Origin of the sequence: Bradyrhizobium sp. CCGB12 (assembly GCF_024199845.1) — a bacterium.
GTDB lineage: Bacteria > Pseudomonadota > Alphaproteobacteria > Rhizobiales > Xanthobacteraceae > Bradyrhizobium.
The window spans coordinates 5,441,219-5,460,552 of sequence record NZ_JANADO010000001.1; the positions used below are offsets into that span (position 1 = coordinate 5,441,219).

The following is a 19,334-nucleotide window of genomic DNA, read 5'->3' on the forward strand; positions in this document are numbered from 1 at the left end:
GGATATGAACAACCGCCGCCATCCTGCAATGGCACGTGAGCTAAGACAGTTTCATCTACGTTGTCTTCCCACAACTTTCGAGGCTCGGGGCTATGAAATCTTATCTGAACCAAAAGGTCTGGCGGTGACCACCGACCGCCCCTTTGCCCACGGAAGCCGCCGCCCGCAAGCTGGTCGATATCGATTCGTCGCTCAGTGTTAGGCACCGTCGTTGCTAGCCGACAGGCACTTTTAGCTTGGTCAAGGCGCAAAAACGCAACTAGCGCATTCACTTCAAGCGAACACAAAGGCGAGCAGGCTCGAGCAGAGCATCACCAAGCCGACCGCGGTCAGTGTCAGGAAGCTGTCGGAGACAAAGTCACGATTGTGCATGAAACCCCCACGATTGCTCCGCAGGAGCGGGGGCAGCCCCGCCTTGGCGCAACAGCCCCGCCACCGCATCAAGCGCCTTTTGCCGCGAGCGCCCCTACTTAGGTCTCGGGAATGGGACACCGGCTACCGGGATGAGGATATTGTTGTGCCTACCCATTACCTCTATGGCCTTGTCGATATTAGACCTGCCTTTGCGCTCGTATCGTGCGCTTCTTGCGTTGAAGCCGCAGAATTGCTTCGTTCTATCGGACATGGTGCTGGAAAGCGGCGAGATGTCGCGCACAAGCTGCGTTAGGCCTAGGTCAGTACGCAACGTAGAGAACTATGCCCCGCGTTTGCGGAGATAGAGGACACGGGGGCCGGCCAGCCCTCGGCTCCGCCTTAGCCGCCGCCAAATAATGAATTCGGCTACCCCATGCCGCACCGGACGCGGCGAACTTCAAGAATTTATCTTTTCTCAAACGTTTGCCCTGACCTTTCAGCACTGCGGGCAACGTCAGAACCAGTCCTGCGGGGGCTTTCACAATTCCATCGGGCTCGTTGCTGGAAAGCTGGCTGGCCATCTCGCCAAGCATTCGACTTGATTGTCGCCGGAACTGAGGTCGCAGAAATCCCGCCGAGCCTCGAGTTATTGCTCATGCGAGGCCTGATCGCGGCCATCTCCGTACACTGTCCCGTCGACAGCGTGCAGGACTTTCTCATCCCTGTCGGCCTTCTCACTTTCGACAAGCCGGTGGTTCAGCGGATCCAGAATGTTCTGCAGGAGTACAGTCGGTACTACACAGCAACTGACAACGGCATGAATCTATCGGACTTGCTCGACCAAACCATTGGCTGATCCACAATCACGCGAAAACTCCCCGGCCGGCTGCGATCCGACCTGGCCAGGCGAATGAAGAGCACATTCTCTGGAAGTGATTGCTCGATCCGACCGACCACAATGGGGCCTGCGGGGAATTCAATTCGCCCTCTTCATCTCATGATCCATGGTTCTCAGCGTTCGCTTACAGAGTCCCTCTCCGATCACGATTCGCCAGTGAACCCGATTGCCGCGTTGGCGTCGCAGTCAACAAGGTTTCTTGGGGAGTCCGTTGATTGCCGCCGAACCCACGATCCGTTCCGGTCGAGATGAAAAGCCCATCGTCCTTACGGACGACAGTACCGAGTTCAGCGCAGTTCCGTGGCACATCAAACACGCTCGCTTCGTCGACTCCATTCGAATCTTGGGAACGAGGATGCCCATATAATGTATGTTGCCTGACAGCCATGAACGCTTCGGCGACTTCGACTTCACTAAAACTCAACCAGAAAACCGATTAGGGTTTGAGATTGGTATTCTCTCAAACATCGAGATGGTGGCGTTCTTCCTCAACCATGTTCCAGCAATTGGCGTGCCAATTGGTCGGGTTTCGATGACCGCGCAAGGTACGAGCGAACGCATGACTGTCGTTTGGCGCGAGCCAAATGGGTGGCTGATAAGGGCTATCGGCACCTGGTGCGTGGAGATGTCCTGAATCTTCACTGAGCAGCATGCAAGCAAGATGCGCCGTAGGCCACTCTTCTCACCTATCGCCTGATCAGGCGAGATGAGTCTCTCGATCGCGGCGACGGCGCCACATCCGGTAGGATTATCGTCACGCGGTGAGCAATCATCGGACAATTAGGCGTCCTCCGCCACGTCGGCTCGCCGTCCTGAATATCCTCTAAGATCTGCTGCCGAAGCTTCGGCCCTCGATTAAGCTGTCGCCCGAGACTTCATGATCACTTGACGATGCTCCAACTTCATGATCACTTCCGGCCCCCGCGCCGTCATGTCAGACTTAAGCGTGTGGTCAAGCATAGATCGTTCGAAAAGATCCTGGAGCTCGCGTATCCCATGTGCCGCGAGAAGTTTGGAAGGGAACTACGCTTACGCTCTAATACCTCACGAGCTCAGTAAAGATGGTCGACCTGCTCGCACGACGACATCCGGCCAAGCGCCGCGTATAGGATTCATGGGCAGGCTTGTCACGCCATAATTCACTGGCGCAATGATTACCAACTTGCTTCAACGGGCGAGACCAACCGGTTACCAGATGAACTTTGCGCCCTCCGGCAGCTCGCAGACAAACTCGCCCTGATTCACGACATCGACTGTGCCGACCACAAGTTTAGATGCGCGCACGGTGAGCTTGCCCTCGCGGCTGAGGTTGTGCCGAATGTATTCCGTCACCGCTTGCCCCGAACTATCGAGGGTTTGATGTGTATTGGCGAAGCTGATGCCATTCTTGGGGGTCACCCGGAAAGCATTGATGACCAATCCACCCTGCGTCGCCGGGCCTGGCTTTCCACCATCGGCAACTGTACAGCGACTCAGATCCATCACGACTCTCACGTTCTTTCCCGCCTGAAGGGCGTTCAGCACCTCGATGTATTTCGGCGAAGGTTCATCTGCCCTCACGAGGGTGCTCACGCTTGCGGCCGCAATCAAGGACACAGCAAGCGACAGGCCCGTGTTTCTAAACGGCCTGCAACGTTTTACCTCTGATCGCTCAGCCACAGAGACGATGGGCGAAACACTGCTTTGATTCCACATGCGATGACCATTCTGTCTGCTACTTTTCGCGGCGCCGTCAGCCTATGGTCCTCGATAGTGGGCCTAGCTGACGGCAAGCTGACACACACCTCGTCGCAAGTGGGAATTTGACTTGGTATCGCGGTCCACGAGGCCGCGATCAGCGGCGAGCTTCCTTGGCATGATTTCCTCCGATGGGCGCTTGGGCCCGTAAACCACGTGCCAATCCTCTTCCGAAAGACCGCAGTGGCGAGAAGGCTAGCCCTCATTTCTTACGCCCTAACAGGCTTTCGCACGAAGGTCGGGTAAGATTGGGTGACGCCTAAAAGCCGATGATGCAAACAGGAACTGCGGGCCCCGAGAAAGCTCTGCTGGCGAGGAGGCATTGCTAAACCTGGATGCATGGAGCCAGCGCCGGAAAAACGGCGGCATCGAAGAGACGTTTATTTTGCAAGCGATGTCTGCTCGATCTGTCCGGCCACAGCTTGTCAGTGACATAGAACGGCTCGCCAGCAATTCAAAGTGTGGGCTGTCGAAGCTGGGATCCCAATTGGTCGAGGAGCGGAATGCAGCCGCGATAGTTAGGATTTGGTCTTCGGCATGAGATGATGGTCGCCTGGGCAAAGGCAGGTGACCAAAAGGGTCCATCTCGCCGCGGCGCGCGCGCCGAGCTGGAAGAATTGCCGGCCGTGCGGAAGCTGCAGTGTCCCACGCAGGACTTGGCCGCCGCCTACCATGACTCAGTCTTCTTTATGGCACGCGGCACCGCCTCCCGCGCCCCCTAAAAACCGGCAGAGGGACAGGAGTTGGCTTTCCTTATAAGATCCTCCAGCCCAAATTTCGGCATGACTAAATACAGCCGGTAGTCACATGCTAAGAAGCGCAACCTTTCACTCCGAATGAAACCTCGGACCGCCGTGGTCCGGGCCTGAAATGATGCAGGGGAGATCGACATGGATGGTCGCGTCGCGACAAAAGGCAGGAAGGACGATCCGGCGATCGAGGCTGACGATGCTGTTGATCTGCGCCTCGGCGAGACCGTGCGGCTGCTGCGTCAGCGAGCCGGCTTCTCGATCCAGGACGTCGCCAACAAGACCGGTCTCTCTATCGGCATGATCAGCCAGCTCGAACGCGCGCGTGTCACGCCGTCGATCCGCACGCTGCGCTTGCTCAGCATCGCGCTCGATGTGCCCATCTCCTACTTCTTCGAAACCAGAGATCCCGCCGACGTGCAGCCCTACGTCGTACGCAGGAGTAACCGCCGGCTGCTGCGGCTCACCGCCAGCGGCGTGGTCAAGGAAGCGCTCATGCCCGACGGCAAGGGTCAGCTCGAACTTTACGAACTCACGCTCAATCCCGGCGCCTCGTCCGGCACCGACTTCCTGCAACACACCGGCGAGAAGGCCGGCTACATCGTTTCGGGCAGCCTACGGCTGTGGCTCGACAACCAGGCCCATGTGCTGGAAGCCGGCGACAGCTTTCGCTTTCCGAGCATCGTGCCGCACATGTTCGACAATCCGACCCAGCAGGCGGCGCGTGTGGTCTGGGTAACGACGCTGCGGTAGCTCCGCGTCAATTGCTCCAAACAGCGACATTGACCGGCAGCTTCGGTGGAGGTGTTGGAGATCCAGCTGATGAGGTCCCCGATCTCCTGGATTGCGAGGGAGCCTGCTTAGCCGATTGGATACATCGGCTTGATCTCGCCTTTAGCCGCTCGCAAACGCACGGAGCCAGTTATGGTCGGCCTTCTGCCGCTCTTTGAAACGGACCACGCATTTCTTGGAGCACAGGGCCGTTCGCCAGTGATAATAGCGGACGAGCCCAAATCTTCGATCACACATTGCGCAGCATTTCACCGAGGATTGCTGGGAACTATAGGGTCTAACGTTCATTCTCGCCTCCCGTCGGCGTTACCTGGATGCCCTTCCACTTCCTCCACTGCGTCACCGGACTTGGTTCGACGATGCCAAATCTCGCGACGTACGGCTGCCGCAAGCATTGCGAACCGATGTCTTTTCCTTGGCGAAAACGCACGTTAGTGCCTCGCCGAGACCAGCCAACACTAACGATTCTTCAATCTCGAATCATGCAATGAATAGCGCGTCCACTGTGAAATCCTGCGGCGCGCCGCACATTCTCGACGAGAATCAACAGATCGGGCTGGCCGGAGTACGTTCAGCTGCGTCGCATTGAAGCCGTGGGTGCAAGCTCGTTTAACGAGAGCGATATCCATCCTTCTACTTAACGCATGCTTCATGCCGGTATGAGTGTGAGATAATCCATTTTACGGCTATTTTGGCGAGACGGCGCTGCCTCCTATTCTTTAGAAAAGCGTGCGGAGAGATCTAATGCCGCGCCGGGCGCATTCTCGCTTGCGTTCGAAGAGAGGATAGAATGGACGAGCTTGCGATCGGCCCAGCCGAACGGATGTCACGGGCTTGAGATCGACGATCGCGTTGAATTGCGAGTGATAAGCCGAAAGCCATTCAGGTGGCTGTGTCCTTCAAACAGTTTCCCTCGAAAACTGCGAGAAGATCAAAGCGCGAGACGAGCGTGCGTCGGTGACGCCAGCGAGTCCACCTCAATCCATGCTCGCATTACACGTCACACTTTTGGCTTCAGGATGATGTTGTCGATCAAGCGGGTCGAGCCGACATAGGCCGCGGCGCAAAGAGCTGCAGGACGACTCAACGGTCTCGTGGCCGGCTTGAGTGTGTCGGTATCGACGAGTTCGACGTACTGCACGCGATCGATTTCATCCAATTGCCGCCTGACGATTGCTACGAGTGCCTCAACATTGCGCTCACCTATCTGAAACTCTGCCCCTGCAGCGAACAGCCCTCGGCTGATGGCAAGAGCACGCCGACGCTCCTCCTCGCCGAGATACCGGTTACGGCTGCTCATCGCGAGCCCGTCCGGTTCCCGCACGGTTGGCACGGTAATAACCTCGACCGGAAGATTGAGATCAGCTACCACTCGGCGCACGATCGCGCATTGCTGAAAGTCCTTCTGCCCGAAAAACGCGACGTCCGGCCGCACCAAATTGAACAGCTTGCAGACGATAGTCGCAACACCACGAAAGTGCCCGGGTCTGAAAACTCCACATAGCGAATTTGCGAGCTCACCCGGCTCGACGAAAGTCTCAAAGTGGGTCGGATAGAGCTCCTGTACATTTGGCGCAAAGACGATCGCAACGCCAGCTTCGCGGCACAGTCTTTCATCGCGCACTAAGTCGCGCGGATAAGTGGCGAGATCCTCGCTTGGTCCGAATTGGGTCGGGTTAACGAAGATACTTACGACCGTAACATCGCTTTGCGCCCGGCTCGCCTCGATCAGCGCCAGATGTCCCTCGTGCAGATAGCCCATTGTCGGTACTAGTCCGATGCGCTTGTCAGCATTGACAGCCTCTGCGAGAACCTGACGCAGCTCAAGGACCGTGGTGATTGTTTGCATGTTGAGCTTTTATTTGGTTGGGTTGGAAGGCGTCCAATTTGCGATCGTTTCGCGTAGACCCTCAGGAAGTCGATATGATTCTCCGGGTGCCGGGAAGGCACCGTTGCGGACATCCGCAGCCCAGCGAGACAGCGCCTCCTTTAACAGCTGGAAGCCCTCCGCATAGGCGCGAACGAATTTGGGGCGGCGACCTTCAGTCAAGCCCAGCACATCGTGGAGAACGAGTACCTGGCCTGAACAATCAGGACCTGCTCCGATTCCAATGGTCGGAATCGTCAGGAATTCGGTCACTCGCGCGGCGAGTTCGGCCGGGATTCCTTCCAGGACCAGAGCAAAGCATCCGGCCTCCTGCAGTCGCTGCGCATCATCGAGTAGGCGCAAAGCGTCATCGGCTGTACGCCCCTGAACTTTGAATCCACCCATTATGTTGACACTTTGAGGGGTGAGGCCGAGATGGCCCATTACAGGAATCTCGCAATCGACCAGGGCGCGCACCATTTCGGCACGCTTGGCTCCGCCCTCCAATTTGACGGCATCCGCCCCACGCTGCAGGAAGCCGCCGGCGCTGCGTATCGCCTCTTCTCGGCTGAGATGAAAGCTAAGATAGGGCATATCGGCCACGAGCAAGCCACGCGGCCTTGTGCGCGCGACCGCCTCAAGATGATGGTTCATCATCGCCACGCTGACCGATAGCGTGTTTTCGAAGCCGAGGCAGACATTGCCGACGCTGTCGCCGACTAGGATGATATCTACGACGCGGTCGGCAATGCGTGCAGTGACGGCGTCGTAAGCGGTAGTCATTACGACACGCCGGCCCTCGCTTTTCCAGCGCAGCAGGATTGGAATCGTGGTACGTTCAATAGGCGATTCCGAATTGTGACTCATCTCAGATCCCGAACGGCTGGCCCGCATCCCTCGTTTCATCGCTTCCTAAAGAAAGCGACAGGAAACTGTCAATGGTGGCAAACAAAGAAACTTGCGCGTCAACTTGGTGGCGCAGTGACTACACACCGGGGAGAGCACATCGCAGTTTCCCAACACTCCTCGATCCTTAGCAACCGATCCTCCGCAAACCTGAACGGTGGATTCGACCGAGCTCAACCTTGAGCTCCCGGATGGGAAAGCTGACGCGGCCCGGCATGATCGCTGGCGCCATCACCGGAACGTATGGTGAGCTTTGGGCCGTCGGCAAAAGCCGGGGTTTCCATGTCAAGCGCTCTGCCGCTGGTCAGAATCGAACCGAGCGAATCCGTAGTCGACGACGATCCATTTGCTCATAGTGACCGCGCGACCCAACTCGTTCTGTGTTGCCACCCGGGCTGCTTCGAGTTTATTTCCGGCAACGACCAAGTTATCAAAGGCGCCGACCAGGGTCGTGTTCGGAAGCCGATACCACAGATTGTTGGAGGCAAGAATCCAACAACTCCAGCCGTAGGCTATGGCCCGCTTCAGAAATATGGGATGGGGATCAGGACTCGTTTCCTTCAGATCATACGACGCAAGATAGTTAGGCATTCCAGACCCCCTAAGCACACCTTCAAGTAATCACGACCTGACGGCGGCGAACAATTTCGACATCGACTTTTCAACGATGGCTGGCTTTGGCGAGGCGCATCCGCAGACGTGAGCGTGCGCGAGAACGAGTTCGAGTGTCACTACCTAGCGCCGAGGTGCACGATGCGTATCCTGCCAAAGGCTTGGTTGTCGCGGCCCTGCGCTTCGATTACAACGGCACTCAGCGATAGATTCTGTGAGATCCTAAGAGACTGATCGCTGACCTTGGCGATAGAGCTGAGCATTTGCTCGGCCGCGGCTGCCGTGAGTTCGCCTTCGCAGCCATCGTTGGCAGCGGCTTCACTTCGCGCCCTATCAGGTCAAATCGACGATCATCATTACCCGCGGAGCCCTCCGATCGTCGCATAGAGCGCGCCAGTAGATCTGCCTGTATACACTTCGCAGTCGTCGAGGCGGACATCACATTCCCAATCACTGCCTGCGCGAACATATTCGCGTGCCATTTGATCAGCGCGCTCAAGAACTGATTTCGCGAGACCTGCCGATCGTTCGCTTGCCCGTTAGTGGCGATGAGTTAAGTGGACTGAACTTGGCCACCTGCAAAATGTGCCGGGTGCGGCTTAGGAGTGCGTTGGAGCACAACACGTGGGAACCTCCCGAGCAACGTTTAAAAAGCCTATCACCGCTTTCTCGCCGTAAACTGATCAGACCGGAAAATCGACGCACAAGTTCGGCGAATTTCGGCCAAACGGCGCAGGATTCGTTCTCACCAAGAGTGATCATGACTTTTAGGCGGGTAGCCGTTACACCGCATTTGGCTGGCGCCTCCCGTCCACGATGCAGACGGTCACGGCCGCGCAGGAGGGCGGCACGTTGGTCCACTCTTGCGGTTTTGCGCATGGCGCTGCGCGAGCTTCGTGAGGGTTAGGCTGCCTCCTCACGAGGGGGATCGGCGACGCAATGAATATCCTAAGCGGTGCGCCTAACTGCAGCACCGGCTGTAATCTTAGCCTAATCTGCACTAGAGGGCTCCGGCTCCCGACGCACGGTAGACGCACCTCGAGGTCAGCACATCGGCGGCCTCCCTGATGCCGGCGTAGATTTCATCAAGATCTGCCGCAGTGACGCAATAGGGCGGCATTACGTAAATCGTATCGCCGAGCGGTCGCAACAGCAAATTTCGGTCTCTAAAGAATGCTTGAAGCTTGGGAGCGATCTCGGAGAGATAACCCGCATCGCTCGTTATCAGATCGAGTGCGGTAATCGTGCCGAGGCGTCGAACGTTCCTAAACCGGTCGTCTGCGCGGAATGCCCCAATTGCCTGCTCTTGCATGATGGAGACCGACGCGACGCGCTGACGATTTTCCGGATCCTGCCAGAGCTCCAGATTGGCCCTCGCAGCGGCGCAGGCCACCGGGTTCGCAGTATATGAACTCGAATGGAAGAACGTGCGCGTGCGATCTTTCGAATAATGAGCATCGAAAATATCTGCGCGGCAGAGTGTCACCGCAAGTGGAAGCGCCCCTCCGGTAATTCCCTTGGAATAGCAAACGATGTCGGGCGTGACATTGGCCTGCTCGCAGGCGAATATTGTTCCGGTGCGGCCCCAGCCCGTCATGACTTCGTCCGCAATGAAGAGGACATCCATGGCTTCGCAGATCCGCTTCATCTCCCTCAGCACCCAGGCTGGGTACATCAGCATTCCACCCGCCCCCGATATCAGAGGCTCCACGATAAAGGCGGCCGGAATTTCGTTTCGACAAGCGGATTCTAGCGCATCGAGCGTCGCCTGCTCGCGACCTTTCGCTGGGAACGGGATTGATCTGACGTCGAATAGTAGGGGTCCATATGACGCATTGAACACACCTCGGGCACCAACCGACATCGCTCCAACCGTATCGCCGTGATAGGAATGCTGCATTACGATGATACGGATTCTCTGTTCACCGATATTGTGCCAATAGCCGAGGGCCATCTTCAGGGCCACCTCGACACTGGTTGATCCACTGTCAGAGAAGAAAACATAGTCAAGGCCTGGAGGTGCGAGCTTCAAGAGTAGCGCAGCAACATCCTCAGCGGTCTCGTGAGTATGGCCGGCAAACACCACCTGGTTGAGCTTGCTTGCCTGGTCCTGAATGGCGCGCACAATGTGCGGATGGCAATGACCGTGCGTCACCACCCACCAGGATGAAATTGCATCTACGATACGGCGGCCATCTGCGGTGTAGAGGTAGGCACCATCAGCACGCACCACCTTTGTCATCTCGTGTTGAAGCGCATGTTGTGTGAAAGGATGCCAGATCGGCGACATTGACTTCAGCATTACAGATTGAAGTCGTCGCGGCGGAATGAGGCTTTGAACGTGGACTGCAGCGTGTCGGTCGTCAGGCAAGAGAGCCAGGGCAAGCGACCCAGCCAACGTACCCGCCCAATCTCGCGAATTGCAGTCTGAGCTTCAGCATTTCTTTCGCCAATGAAGGCAATCCCAAGAATGCGGATCTCGCGCTTTCGCAGAGCCTCTATTGCCAACAGCGAGTGGTTGATAGTGCCAAGCGCCGTACGCGCGCAAAGAACGACTGGAAGGCGCCATCGCTCAATGACATCAATGTAGAGCGTATCGCCCCTCAGCGGCACCATCAGCCCGCCGGCGCCTTCGATCACGAGCGGCCGGTCCGCGGTCTCCGGCACATTCAGCGAGTCTGGGTCGATGCGAACTCCGTCAACTTCGGCAGAATGATGGGGCGAGGCAGGCGTCGTGAGGCGGTAATGCTCCGGCACAATGCGATCGGGGGCCAGACCGCCCAGTCGTGTGACGATCTCGGTATCGGTCTCCCCTTCAAGGCCGGCCTGGATCGGCTTCCAATAGCTGGCGCCGAGGAGATCGACGAGCCCCGCGGAAAAAACCGTTTTCCCGACACCAGTATCCGTACCGGTCACCACGATCTGCTGACCCATCAAGCTACTCCCCTCGTCCTCTCGTGCGCGCATCGCGCATCGAATGCCCTACCCTCGACTGAGGGTTTTCGTATTCGCATTCTTATTGCCTGAATCGTGAGCCTAACGTGCCCAATATTGAGCCCCTTGTTGCCGAATTTCGGCATCCGATGAGGCCAATACAAAGCTTTTCATGCCATCACGCATCGGATCTGCGAGTTTGCTCGAGCAGACCACGATGAGTGATCCGAGGTTTGCAACCCAGTACGGTTTGACATCGCCAGGCCATGCGACGAGCTCGATGCCGATCTCTCCTTCGAGACCAGAAACGACCCGGTTCCCGATAGCTCGCAGGAGCTCGGTCATCCCTTGTGAAAACAGCCGTAGCGGCACGATTTTGCCGGGTCATGGAGGCTGACATGCTGCCTCCTCGACAAGAGCATCGAGCATAGCACGCACATCCTCCTCGGCGACGTTGAGCGTCAGTGAGATGCGAAGACGAGCTGTGCCTGCCGGCACGGTTGGTGGACGGATTCCGCGGACGTCGAAGCCGCGGGCCTGCAGCGCAGAGGCAATCCGCATTGCTCGTGCATTATCGCCGACGACAAATGGCACAATCTGCGAGCGCGAAAGATTTCGCCAGCCACGGATTTCCATCTGCCGATGCGTGAACGCGACAAGCCTCGCCAGGCGCTGCTGTCGCTCGGGCTCCTGCTGCAGGATTAGCACTGCTTCCCGCACGGCGAGGGCCATCAAGGGTGATGGGGCGGTCGCGAAGATGAAGGGGCGGCAGCGATTGACCATGAAATCACGCAGCACCGCTGCCGTAGTGACAAGAGCGCCGGCGGCACCGAGTGCCTTGCCGCACGTATGAACCACCAGAAGATTCTCGCGCCCCTCATAAGGGGCGGTAAGCCCCCGCCCCTGCTCGCCGTAGACGCCTGTGGCATGCGCCTCGTCCACGATGAGAAATGCATCGTAGCGATCAGCGATCCCGACCAAGTCTTCGAGCGGCGCGAAATCGCCATCCATACTGTAAAGACTTTCGACCACGATCCAGACGCGGCCGACTCCGCCCTTGGCCCGCCAGTCACAAATTGTGTTTTCGACAGACTGGGGCTCATTATGGGCGCTCACTCGAAACTCGGCCCGACTGGCACGCGCACCTTCGTGAACGCTTGCGTGCACCAAAGAATCCAAGACGAGCAAGTCGCCTCGCTGCGGCAGCGTTGTCAGGATAGCGAAGTTTGCGACATAACCGCCGCCAAAGAAGAGTGCCGCATCTGCCTTAAAGAATCTGGCAGCTTCTGCCTCGAGATGTTCATGCTCTTCACAGTTGCCGTGCAAAAGCCGCGACCCGCCGGCTCCGATCGGCGTGCCAGCCTCGAGCCCAGCCAAGAGAGCCTTTTTCATCCGCGGCGCGCTTGCGAGGGCGAGGTAATCGTTCGAAGCAAAATCGACGCCTGCGCGCGGTTTGAGGCCACGCAGCCGGCCGGCTTCTTTCAGGTCATGCAACGCGGTGACATAAGCATGAAGCGTCATGAGGAGGATTGGACCTATCGCTCACCATGGCAAGCCCAAGACGTGCCAAGCGATGTTGAGGGTTACGGGAACGAACTTGAGGGTGGTCGATTTCAGCCCGGCAAAATGCGATTTTCTCGGTCCACCAGCACAATGCGCGGCTTGAACGTTTTTGCTTCGACCTCGTCGAATGAGGCATATGCAACAACGATAACTTTATCGCCAGGCAATGCGAGCCGCGCCGCCGAGCCGCTCAAGCTTATGATGCCAGAGCCTCGGGGCGCCTCGACGACATCGGTTGCGAAACGCGCTCCGGTTTCGATGTTGTAGATCTCCACGCGTTCATTGACGAAAAATCCTGCAGCGTCCAGCAGTGCACGATCGATTGAGACTGAGCCTTCATAGTGCAAATCGGCCTCAGTCACCGAGGCGCGATGAATTTTGCCCTTCATCAAGGTAATCTGCATTTGTTACCTAACACTGCAGTTTGCGAAGAATAAACCGGCTTCCCTGTCTCACTCAGGCAAGCGCAGAAGTGACGCCCAGCCGACTCAACAAGTTCGCATCGCGGTCACGCTGCGGATTCTTTGTAGTCAGTAACACATCGCCGATGAAGATCGAATTCGCACCGGCCAAAAAGCAAAGCGCCTGCAGCTCATCAGTCATGTACTGCCGTCCCGCGGATAGCCGCACCACGCTCCTCGGCATCATGATCCGGGCCGTGGCCACCAGGCGCACCATCGCATCGAATCGGGACGCTCCGCAGTCTCATTCACCGGCACGCCCCGAACTTCGTTCCACACATTGATCGGCACGCTCTCCGGATGCGCCGCAAAGTTGGCGAGCAGAACAAGCATCGCAAGGCGGTCCTCGACGTCCTCGCCCATGCCCAGAATGCCGCCGCAGCATACCTTGATGCCCGCATCGCGCACCTGCGCGAGTGTGTCGATGCGGTCCTGCAAGGTGCGGGTGGTGATGATCTTGCCGTAGAACTCCGGCGAGGTATCGACGTTATGATTGTAGAAATCGAGCCCTGCTTCAGCGAGCCGTATAGCCTGGTTCGGCGTCAGCATGCCGAGCGTGACGCAAGTTTCCATGCCAAGCTCCTTGACCGCGCTGACCATGTCGCAGACCCGATCGAGATCGCGTCCCTTAGGGCTGCGCCAGGCTGCGGCCATGCAGAATCGGGTCGCCCCGGCGTCCTTGGCGCGCTGCGCTGTGGCGATGACCTCGGCGCGATCGATGAGGCGCGTGGCTTTCAGCCCGGTGTCGTAATGCGCGCTCTGCGAGCAATAGCCACAATCTTCAGGACAACCGCCGGTCTTGATGCTGAGCAGGCTTGCGGTTTCAATGTGGTTTGGATCGAAGTTGGCGCGATGAACGCCCTGCGCCTGAAACATCAGATCGGCAAAAGGCAGGCTGTAGAGCGCCGCGGCATCGGCGCGCTTCCAATCACTGCGAACCGGCGCGCTGTTGCCGCTCCCGCTCTCTTCTTTCAAGACATCCACCATAAGCTTGCTCGCAAAATCATAGATAGTCCGTAAAATTATCTATGACTATTGTTCTGGATTGATGCTAACTGAGGTCGCCCACGAGCGCACTGGTTTTTCCGATAGATAATCTATGATGACTGATGGCGAGAACTTGACGACAGCTGGCCGCATTGCCGAGTCGATCGGCGAACGCATTATCACCGGCGCCCTGCAGCCGGACGCCCCACTCCGCCAGGATCATGTCGCGCGAGAATTCCATTCAAGTCACGTTCCGGTGCGCGAGGCATTTCGGCAGCTCGAGGCTCGACATCTTGTCGTTGCCGCGCCTCGTCGTGGCGTTCGAGTTGCTCCGCTCGATATCAATTCGGTGAAGGAGATCGCCGAGATGCGTGCCGCGCTAGAGGTGGTCGCGTTACGTAATGCTGCTCCAAGGCTCACATCGGCCCATTTGGCACGGATCGAGCTCGCTTTGATTGAAGGAGACAATGCCGAGACGCTCCAGGATTTTGAAACGGCCAACCGCGCCTTTCACCACGCATTGGTGGCGCCCTGTGCGATGCCGCGACTGCTGGCGAGCCTTGGCGGCCTGCAGCTTGCAAATTCTAGGCTGGTGTTCGCGATGGCGCGCAGCGCTGGCTGGCGACCTCGGCCCAATCAGGATCACCGCCTGATTCTGCAATCACTGCGCGCGCGCAACGTCGATCAAGCCTGCAACCTGCTCACGCGCCACATTCAGACGATCGAGCGCCTTGCCTGCCTACGTCCCGACAAAGGATGACCGTTGGTACGTAGCGCTCCGCATTGCGGCGGGCTGCGTTTCAAGATAGTCAGGCGCTTCAACTTCGATATTCGTACGGTCAATCATGATTCGTCACATCGTCTTCTTCACTGCCAAGGACAAGGCCCACATTGAACAAATGATCGACGGCCTGTCGGTTCTCACGGCGATTCCGCATGCACGCCGGCTGGAGGTCTCCCGCAACCGCAAGACCGACCAGCTCGGCAACGACGTCGACGTTGTCGTCTATGGCGAGTTCGACAGCGAGGCGGAACTCACAGCCTACAAGGAGCACGCTCTCTACCAGGAATCGATCAGGCGTGTGCGACCGCTGCGAGAACTGCGGTTCGCGGCCGACTACGATGTGTCGGCTGAGCGGTTCATCTCCGGGTCAGAAACCGGCTAGTTACCCAGCGCTCCGGGCGTATTAGCCTGACAAACCATCTCAAGAGTCCGGGTCTAGAAAAAACATCGCTTCTGCTAGGGTAAGATCCCTAAGTCTTTGCACTCTAACCGGCCGGAGAGCGACAGCCAGATGCAGGTCCGTGAGCTGCCATGGATCGATCCTGTCACGGCGATGCTCCGTCTCGCGCATCGACCTCACCTCACGTTTCTCGACAGCGCCGCAAGGCATGAGTCGCTGGGACGCTATTCATATCTGGCTTGCGACCCCTTCAGCACCTATATGGTCATGGACGGACAGGCGAGTTGGGACGGAAGAGCGATAAAGGGCGATCCATGGGAAATGCTCCGCGCCCTTCTCGCGAAGTATCCCCAGGAGCATCGCCCTGGTCTTCCGCCCTTCCAGTGCGGCGCGGCTGGCTTCCTTGCCTATGATCTGAACCGGACGTTGGAGCGATTGCCAGCGCCGGCATTTCCCGGTCAGCGCTTGCCCCAATCCATCCTGCATTTTTATGACGTGATCCTCGCCCATGATCATCGTGACGACAGATGCTGGATCGTTTCTACGGGATGGCCGGAGCAGGATCCCGTATCCCGTAGGGCCCGTGCCGGCCGTCGCGCCGATGAGTTTGCCGCACATCTTGCCGGGCCAGGGCGGCTGTGGAACGGCTTTCCCGGTACGTTGGGAGAATGGCGCTCGAACTTTAGCCGAGAGGGGTACATTGCGGCAGTACAGCGCGTCATCGACTTGATCTTTGCTGGAGACATCTTCCAAGCCAACGTTGCGCAGCGCTTCAGTGCCCGGCTGCCGACCTCATTCGATCCGCTGGGCTTCTACTGCCGGCTGCGGTCATTGAACCCCGCCCCCTTTGCGGCCCTCCTTCGTTACGGCAAGCTGGCTATTGCATCGAGCTCGCCAGAGCGATTCCTGAAGCTTGACGGACGACAAGTTGAAACGCGCCCCATCAAGGGCACGATGGCTCGCTCCGCTGACCCCGGGGAGGACCGGCGCCGTGCTGAAATCCTTGTTGCGTCTGAGAAGGATCGCGCTGAGAACACCATGATCGTCGACCTTCTGCGTAATGATCTGTCTCGCGTGTGCACTGCGCATTCGGTGGAGGTCCCAACGCTCTGCCAACTCGAATCCTATGCCTCGGTGCACCACCTCGTGTCGGCCGTCTCGGGTGAACTTGCAGCAGACCAAGACGCCGTTAGCCTGTTGCGCGCTTGCTTTCCCGGCGGCTCCATTACCGGGGCACCGAAGGTGCGAGCAATGGAAATTATCTCGGAAATTGAGCGTGTGGCGCGCGAGGTCTATTGCGGGGCGATCGGCTTTATCGGCTTTGACGGTCATATGGACACGAACATCGCGATCCGCACCGTCACGATCAGCGACGACTTGGCCGTGTTTTATGCGGGTGGCGGTGTGACGGCGATGTCGAACCCAGAGGCAGAATACGAGGAGACACTCGCCAAGGCACAGCGAATATTTGATGCATTCCGGGCCGAAACATCCGGTTCGCCATGATTGCGATCATCGACAATTACGATTCCTTCGTCTTCAACATCGCCCGGCATTTCAAGGCGCTTGGAGAACCAACCGAGGTCGTTCGCAACGATGTGGTCAGCATCGGTGATCTTGTTGCGCTCAAGCCGCGGGCAATCGTCATCTCCCCCGGTCCCTGTACGCCAAGTGAGGCCGGAATATCTACCGCCGTCATACGCGAGCTTACGGGGCACGTCCCAATTCTCGGCATCTGCCTTGGACACCAGTGCATCGGGAGCGTTTTCGGCGGACGTGTCGTGCGCGCACATCGTCCCATGCACGGGCGTGCCTCGCATATAGCACATGACGGCCGTGGGCTCTTTACGGAACTGCCGTCCCCACTCTGCGTCGGCCGCTACCATTCTCTTGTTGTTGAGTTCGGCGAGGTTTGCTCGCAGCATCTCATGGTGACAGCCCGTTCGGAGGATGGCGAGGTCATGGCCCTTGCACATCGTTATCAACCAACTTATGGGCTGCAGTTTCACCCCGAATCAATACTTACCCAGCGAGGACACGTGCTGCTCTCTAACTTCTTACGGCTCGCACAGACTTGCTGCCCATGAGATACGGAGATCGTTGCCAAGATCCGGAAACTAAACTTTGCGGGAGCGGATCGTGAGTGTCAAAGCCAGGTTACATGAGCGATCTACATAGAGGGGCTGGTCTGATCGATCCTCAGTCTTCGAGGCTGCCGGCGATCATGCTATTGGGCGCTTAAGTTTCAAAGGTCGGAATGTCATGAAAGGCATCTCGAGCGAACGCTTCGCCTAGGCCTGCCCACGCTCACGGCCGGCCGGCCGATCGGGTGAAGTGCGATCTCCGCGCGTCGGCGGAGATGTTCTCCGGCGGCCGGGCAAGCGCGTCCGCCGTTGCGGGGCCAGGCGGCACGGCGCAAGGGCCATCACCATGTCCAAGGCGGAACCGGTGGATGCTGTTCGCCTGCTCCCCGACCATGCCAGGCGCCCCCATCCTCCGTAGCGGGCCTGCCGGGGGCCATGACTGCCGTGGCAGTCCCGAGCCATAGAGGCGATCTCGGGCTTGAGGGCGGAGCCGCATTCTCGTCTCCTCACCGAGCACGTCCTGGAAGGCCTGATGTAATCACCGCGATCCTCGCTACTGGATCGATATGGATTTTCAACGAGCCATGCCCGACAGGAAGGAGGGCTTCATCATTGGATTACTGGCGGTTCGCCTCCGGCTCGGAGAGCAGCGGCGCGCCCCCGACTGAAACCGGACCTTCCGGTTTAGATGGGCGACTGGCTCTTGTCGTCGGCTTCGAAGCGGCATTGGCTGCTGGCGGACGTGGATCCGCAGGAGGAGGCGCAGCAGTGGTTGGGCTCTGCAGAGATTCAGTTCTTGAAGTCAGGATTGCGATTTGCTCCGACATCCGCTGCAAATCGGCTTGCTGCGCACTGATGTTTCGATTGAGGGCTGCAATCTCCTCGCTTGCCTCCCGTTGCCCCACCCGAATCTCCGAAAGGAGCGCTTTGTCTTCAGATGACAACGCCGCCATCGGGAGGATTTCAGGTGCCGCTGACGCCTCCAAGAATCTGTCGATATGAGGCCAGTAAAAGGCTCCACCAACGCCTAGACCGGTGAAGACGACGACAAGTCCAAAAGCCCACGCAAGGCGTCCTGATGACTTGCGCAAGACGGGAGGCAACTCCGAGCCGCGAGCTTGATCGATCACATCCATCATCCCTTGTTCTGCACCTCGACCTACAATGGCTCTCGTTGGCGCGATAGTCGATGAGGGTCAAGACTTTCAGTGAGCCACCCGCACGAAACGAATGGGTCATGCGCCGAAGATGTCGGGAAGATCACGCCGGCCTCAGCGTCGATGTATCTAGCCTCACGAACCGACGTTTTTCCGCGCCAACCGGCCACTCCGCGCAGTAACGCTGCACAGGAAAAGCGCGATACGATTGCGACGCTCCAAGGTCGCTCGCGATGGAGGGGCGCTCCTGCGCGCCGGCGGCGATCTGCGAGGTCGCGCTTTAAGATGGAAATTAGCACACTCGCAGAAGGCAGGCTCAGCTGATTAACTCTGTGCCCTGAATCGTGGCTTATCAGCTGATCGATCCAGAGATGACGCGTTGCGATCTCCATAAACCGGCATTGTGCAAGAGTCTGACCGCGAGGCTTTTGACCAGGATGAGGAGCCAGGATTCGTGACCACTCATGCGGAACTTACCAATGCGTGGGGCCTCATCGCGAGATTGACATCGCAATCGGACCACGTCTTGCCGCCGCAGGAACATCATTCGCACAGAGAGGCGCAACGATCGATTCGATGGCGACTGATCGTGTACGCCCGGCAACCACAATGGTCGAAACGCGATACGCTGACCTGATAAACGCCCGAACTGGATAAGGATCAGAGGTGATTAATCGCGCAGTCGGATGCGCCGCACGATTCCTGCTGCAGTCTGGGCAGGAGTGCATTTTTCAAGCGCGAGCACCCGACTGTTCGCAGTCTTGCCGGGAAACAAAGGCGATATTGAAGTTTGGGACCTCAGTGCGAGGTTTACATACCCGTTAACCTGCGTCAAAGCGACGGCATGCTCCCGGTGACGCCTAGAGCGAACGGATCACCTGCCAGCCGCTTCATATTTGCGATCGGAGGAAGTGTTCGGGAATGCGTGGACTTCTGATCCTCTTTGTAGCGTTTACGATTATGTTGGCAGCACGCGGCCGACATCAAGATGGCTTTGTGCCCCGGCTGACCGCGTCCATGCCACCAGTCAACCTTCCCTAGTCTTTTCA

The 19,334-nt window shown here is 58.1% G+C and carries 17 protein-coding genes and 1 pseudogene; 7 read left to right on the top strand and 11 right to left on the bottom strand.

What is annotated here, in order from left to right; all coding sequences use genetic code 11:
- Window positions 1-1,009 precede the first annotated feature (1,009 nt).
- Together NLM27_RS25210 and NLM27_RS25215 are read left to right on the top strand one after the other, a co-directional pair.
- Window positions 1,010-1,210, top strand: a complete 201-nt coding sequence (locus NLM27_RS25210; protein WP_254145899.1) for a hypothetical protein — start codon at window positions 1,010-1,012, stop codon at window positions 1,208-1,210.
- A 412-nt stretch (window positions 1,211-1,622) separates the two neighbouring features.
- Window positions 1,623-1,886: a hypothetical protein gene (locus tag NLM27_RS25215; RefSeq protein ID WP_254145900.1), complete on the top strand. Its 264-nt coding sequence runs from the start codon at window positions 1,623-1,625 to the stop codon at window positions 1,884-1,886.
- 554 nt (window positions 1,887-2,440) lie between these two features.
- On the opposite strand, the gene NLM27_RS25220 is transcribed toward NLM27_RS25215, so the two are convergent.
- The gene (locus NLM27_RS25220) at window positions 2,441-2,947 is read right to left on the bottom strand and encodes a VirK family protein (protein WP_254145901.1); all 507 of its coding nucleotides are present in this window, start codon (window positions 2,945-2,947) and stop codon (window positions 2,441-2,443) included.
- Between the two features lie 932 nt (window positions 2,948-3,879).
- On the opposite strand from NLM27_RS25220, the gene NLM27_RS25225 reads away from it, so the two are divergent.
- Window positions 3,880-4,491 (top strand): cupin domain-containing protein, encoded by a 612-nt coding sequence (locus NLM27_RS25225; protein WP_254145902.1) that lies wholly within the window; start codon window positions 3,880-3,882, stop codon window positions 4,489-4,491.
- Between the two features lie 1,039 nt (window positions 4,492-5,530).
- Here the strand turns inward: NLM27_RS25225 and panC are convergent.
- The 9 genes and pseudogenes from panC to bioB all read right to left on the bottom strand — a co-directional run bounded on the left by panC (window position 5,531) and on the right by bioB (window position 13,860).
- Window positions 5,531-6,379 (bottom strand): pantoate--beta-alanine ligase, encoded by an 849-nt coding sequence (gene panC, locus NLM27_RS25230; RefSeq protein ID WP_254145903.1) that lies wholly within the window; start codon window positions 6,377-6,379, stop codon window positions 5,531-5,533.
- A 9-nt stretch (window positions 6,380-6,388) separates the two neighbouring features.
- Entirely contained in the window at window positions 6,389-7,264 is an 876-nt protein-coding gene (gene panB, locus NLM27_RS25235; RefSeq protein WP_254145904.1) for a 3-methyl-2-oxobutanoate hydroxymethyltransferase, read from the bottom strand.
- A 324-nt stretch (window positions 7,265-7,588) separates the two neighbouring features.
- Window positions 7,589-7,894 (bottom strand): hypothetical protein, encoded by a 306-nt coding sequence (locus NLM27_RS25240; protein WP_254145905.1) that lies wholly within the window; start codon window positions 7,892-7,894, stop codon window positions 7,589-7,591.
- 1,021 nt (window positions 7,895-8,915) lie between these two features.
- Window positions 8,916-10,217, bottom strand: a complete 1,302-nt coding sequence (locus NLM27_RS25245) for an adenosylmethionine--8-amino-7-oxononanoate transaminase (RefSeq protein ID WP_254145906.1) — start codon at window positions 10,215-10,217, stop codon at window positions 8,916-8,918.
- The gene (bioD, locus tag NLM27_RS25250) at window positions 10,217-10,849 is read right to left on the bottom strand and encodes a dethiobiotin synthase (RefSeq protein ID WP_254145907.1); all 633 of its coding nucleotides are present in this window, start codon (window positions 10,847-10,849) and stop codon (window positions 10,217-10,219) included. The genes NLM27_RS25245 and bioD overlap by 1 nt, the downstream gene beginning before the upstream one ends.
- Before the next feature lie 102 nt (window positions 10,850-10,951).
- Window positions 10,952-11,194, bottom strand: a complete 243-nt coding sequence (locus NLM27_RS25255) for a hypothetical protein (RefSeq protein ID WP_254145908.1) — start codon at window positions 11,192-11,194, stop codon at window positions 10,952-10,954.
- A 39-nt stretch (window positions 11,195-11,233) separates the two neighbouring features.
- Window positions 11,234-12,370, bottom strand: coding sequence for an 8-amino-7-oxononanoate synthase (locus tag NLM27_RS25260; RefSeq protein WP_254145909.1), 1,137 nt, complete (start codon window positions 12,368-12,370; stop codon window positions 11,234-11,236).
- A 92-nt stretch (window positions 12,371-12,462) separates the two neighbouring features.
- Window positions 12,463-12,816 (bottom strand): aspartate 1-decarboxylase, encoded by a 354-nt coding sequence (panD, locus tag NLM27_RS25265; protein WP_254145910.1) that lies wholly within the window; start codon window positions 12,814-12,816, stop codon window positions 12,463-12,465.
- A gap of 52 nt (window positions 12,817-12,868) precedes the next feature.
- A pseudogene (bioB, locus tag NLM27_RS25270) lies at window positions 12,869-13,860 on the bottom strand (biotin synthase BioB).
- 112 nt (window positions 13,861-13,972) lie between these two features.
- Here bioB and NLM27_RS25275 point away from each other — a divergent pair.
- From NLM27_RS25275 to NLM27_RS25290, 4 genes are all read left to right on the top strand, one after another.
- Window positions 13,973-14,620, top strand: a complete 648-nt coding sequence (locus NLM27_RS25275; RefSeq protein WP_254145911.1) for a GntR family transcriptional regulator — start codon at window positions 13,973-13,975, stop codon at window positions 14,618-14,620.
- 85 nt (window positions 14,621-14,705) lie between these two features.
- Window positions 14,706-15,026 carry a Dabb family protein gene (locus NLM27_RS25280; RefSeq protein WP_254145912.1) on the top strand — a complete coding sequence of 107 codons (321 nt, stop codon included), beginning with the start codon at window positions 14,706-14,708 and terminating at the stop codon, window positions 15,024-15,026.
- Window positions 15,027-15,155: 129 nt separating this feature from the next.
- Complete coding sequence (pabB, locus tag NLM27_RS25285) at window positions 15,156-16,550, top strand: aminodeoxychorismate synthase component I (protein WP_254145913.1); 1,395 nt, start codon at window positions 15,156-15,158, stop codon at window positions 16,548-16,550.
- Complete coding sequence (locus NLM27_RS25290) at window positions 16,547-17,131, top strand: aminodeoxychorismate/anthranilate synthase component II (protein WP_254145914.1); 585 nt, start codon at window positions 16,547-16,549, stop codon at window positions 17,129-17,131. Before pabB ends, NLM27_RS25290 begins: the two co-directional genes overlap by 4 nt.
- 614 nt (window positions 17,132-17,745) lie before the next feature.
- Here the strand turns inward: NLM27_RS25290 and NLM27_RS25295 are convergent.
- A complete protein-coding gene (locus NLM27_RS25295) occupies window positions 17,746-18,267 on the bottom strand; it encodes a hypothetical protein (protein WP_254145915.1) in 522 nt (173 codons plus the stop codon).
- Window positions 18,268-19,334: the final 1,067 nt, after the last annotated feature.

What these genes read in the sequence shown, in the direction of transcription:
- NLM27_RS25225 (WP_254145902.1), top strand. Translation starts at nt 3,880, where the DNA reads ATGGATGGTCGCGTCGCGACAAAAGGCAGGAAGGACGATCCGGCGATC.
- panC (WP_254145903.1), bottom strand. Translation starts at nt 6,379, where the DNA reads ATGCAAACAATCACCACGGTCCTTGAGCTGCGTCAGGTTCTCGCAGAG.
- NLM27_RS25255 (WP_254145908.1), bottom strand. Translation starts at nt 11,194, where the DNA reads ATGACCGAGCTCCTGCGAGCTATCGGGAACCGGGTCGTTTCTGGTCTC.
- bioD (WP_254145907.1), bottom strand. Translation starts at nt 10,849, where the DNA reads ATGGGTCAGCAGATCGTGGTGACCGGTACGGATACTGGTGTCGGGAAA.
- NLM27_RS25275 (WP_254145911.1), top strand. Translation starts at nt 13,973, where the DNA reads ATGATGACTGATGGCGAGAACTTGACGACAGCTGGCCGCATTGCCGAG.
- pabB (WP_254145913.1), top strand. Translation starts at nt 15,156, where the DNA reads ATGCAGGTCCGTGAGCTGCCATGGATCGATCCTGTCACGGCGATGCTC.
- panB (WP_254145904.1), bottom strand. Translation starts at nt 7,264, where the DNA reads ATGAGTCACAATTCGGAATCGCCTATTGAACGTACCACGATTCCAATC.
- NLM27_RS25210 (WP_254145899.1), top strand. Translation starts at nt 1,010, where the DNA reads ATGCGAGGCCTGATCGCGGCCATCTCCGTACACTGTCCCGTCGACAGC.
- NLM27_RS25290 (WP_254145914.1), top strand. Translation starts at nt 16,547, where the DNA reads ATGATTGCGATCATCGACAATTACGATTCCTTCGTCTTCAACATCGCC.
- NLM27_RS25215 (WP_254145900.1), top strand. Translation starts at nt 1,623, where the DNA reads ATGTTGCCTGACAGCCATGAACGCTTCGGCGACTTCGACTTCACTAAA.
- NLM27_RS25245 (WP_254145906.1), bottom strand. Translation starts at nt 10,217, where the DNA reads ATGCTGAAGTCAATGTCGCCGATCTGGCATCCTTTCACACAACATGCG.
- NLM27_RS25295 (WP_254145915.1), bottom strand. Translation starts at nt 18,267, where the DNA reads ATGATGGATGTGATCGATCAAGCTCGCGGCTCGGAGTTGCCTCCCGTC.
- NLM27_RS25220 (WP_254145901.1), bottom strand. Translation starts at nt 2,947, where the DNA reads ATGTGGAATCAAAGCAGTGTTTCGCCCATCGTCTCTGTGGCTGAGCGA.
- NLM27_RS25260 (WP_254145909.1), bottom strand. Translation starts at nt 12,370, where the DNA reads ATGACGCTTCATGCTTATGTCACCGCGTTGCATGACCTGAAAGAAGCC.
- NLM27_RS25240 (WP_254145905.1), bottom strand. Translation starts at nt 7,894, where the DNA reads ATGCCTAACTATCTTGCGTCGTATGATCTGAAGGAAACGAGTCCTGAT.
- panD (WP_254145910.1), bottom strand. Translation starts at nt 12,816, where the DNA reads ATGCAGATTACCTTGATGAAGGGCAAAATTCATCGCGCCTCGGTGACT.
- NLM27_RS25280 (WP_254145912.1), top strand. Translation starts at nt 14,706, where the DNA reads ATGATTCGTCACATCGTCTTCTTCACTGCCAAGGACAAGGCCCACATT.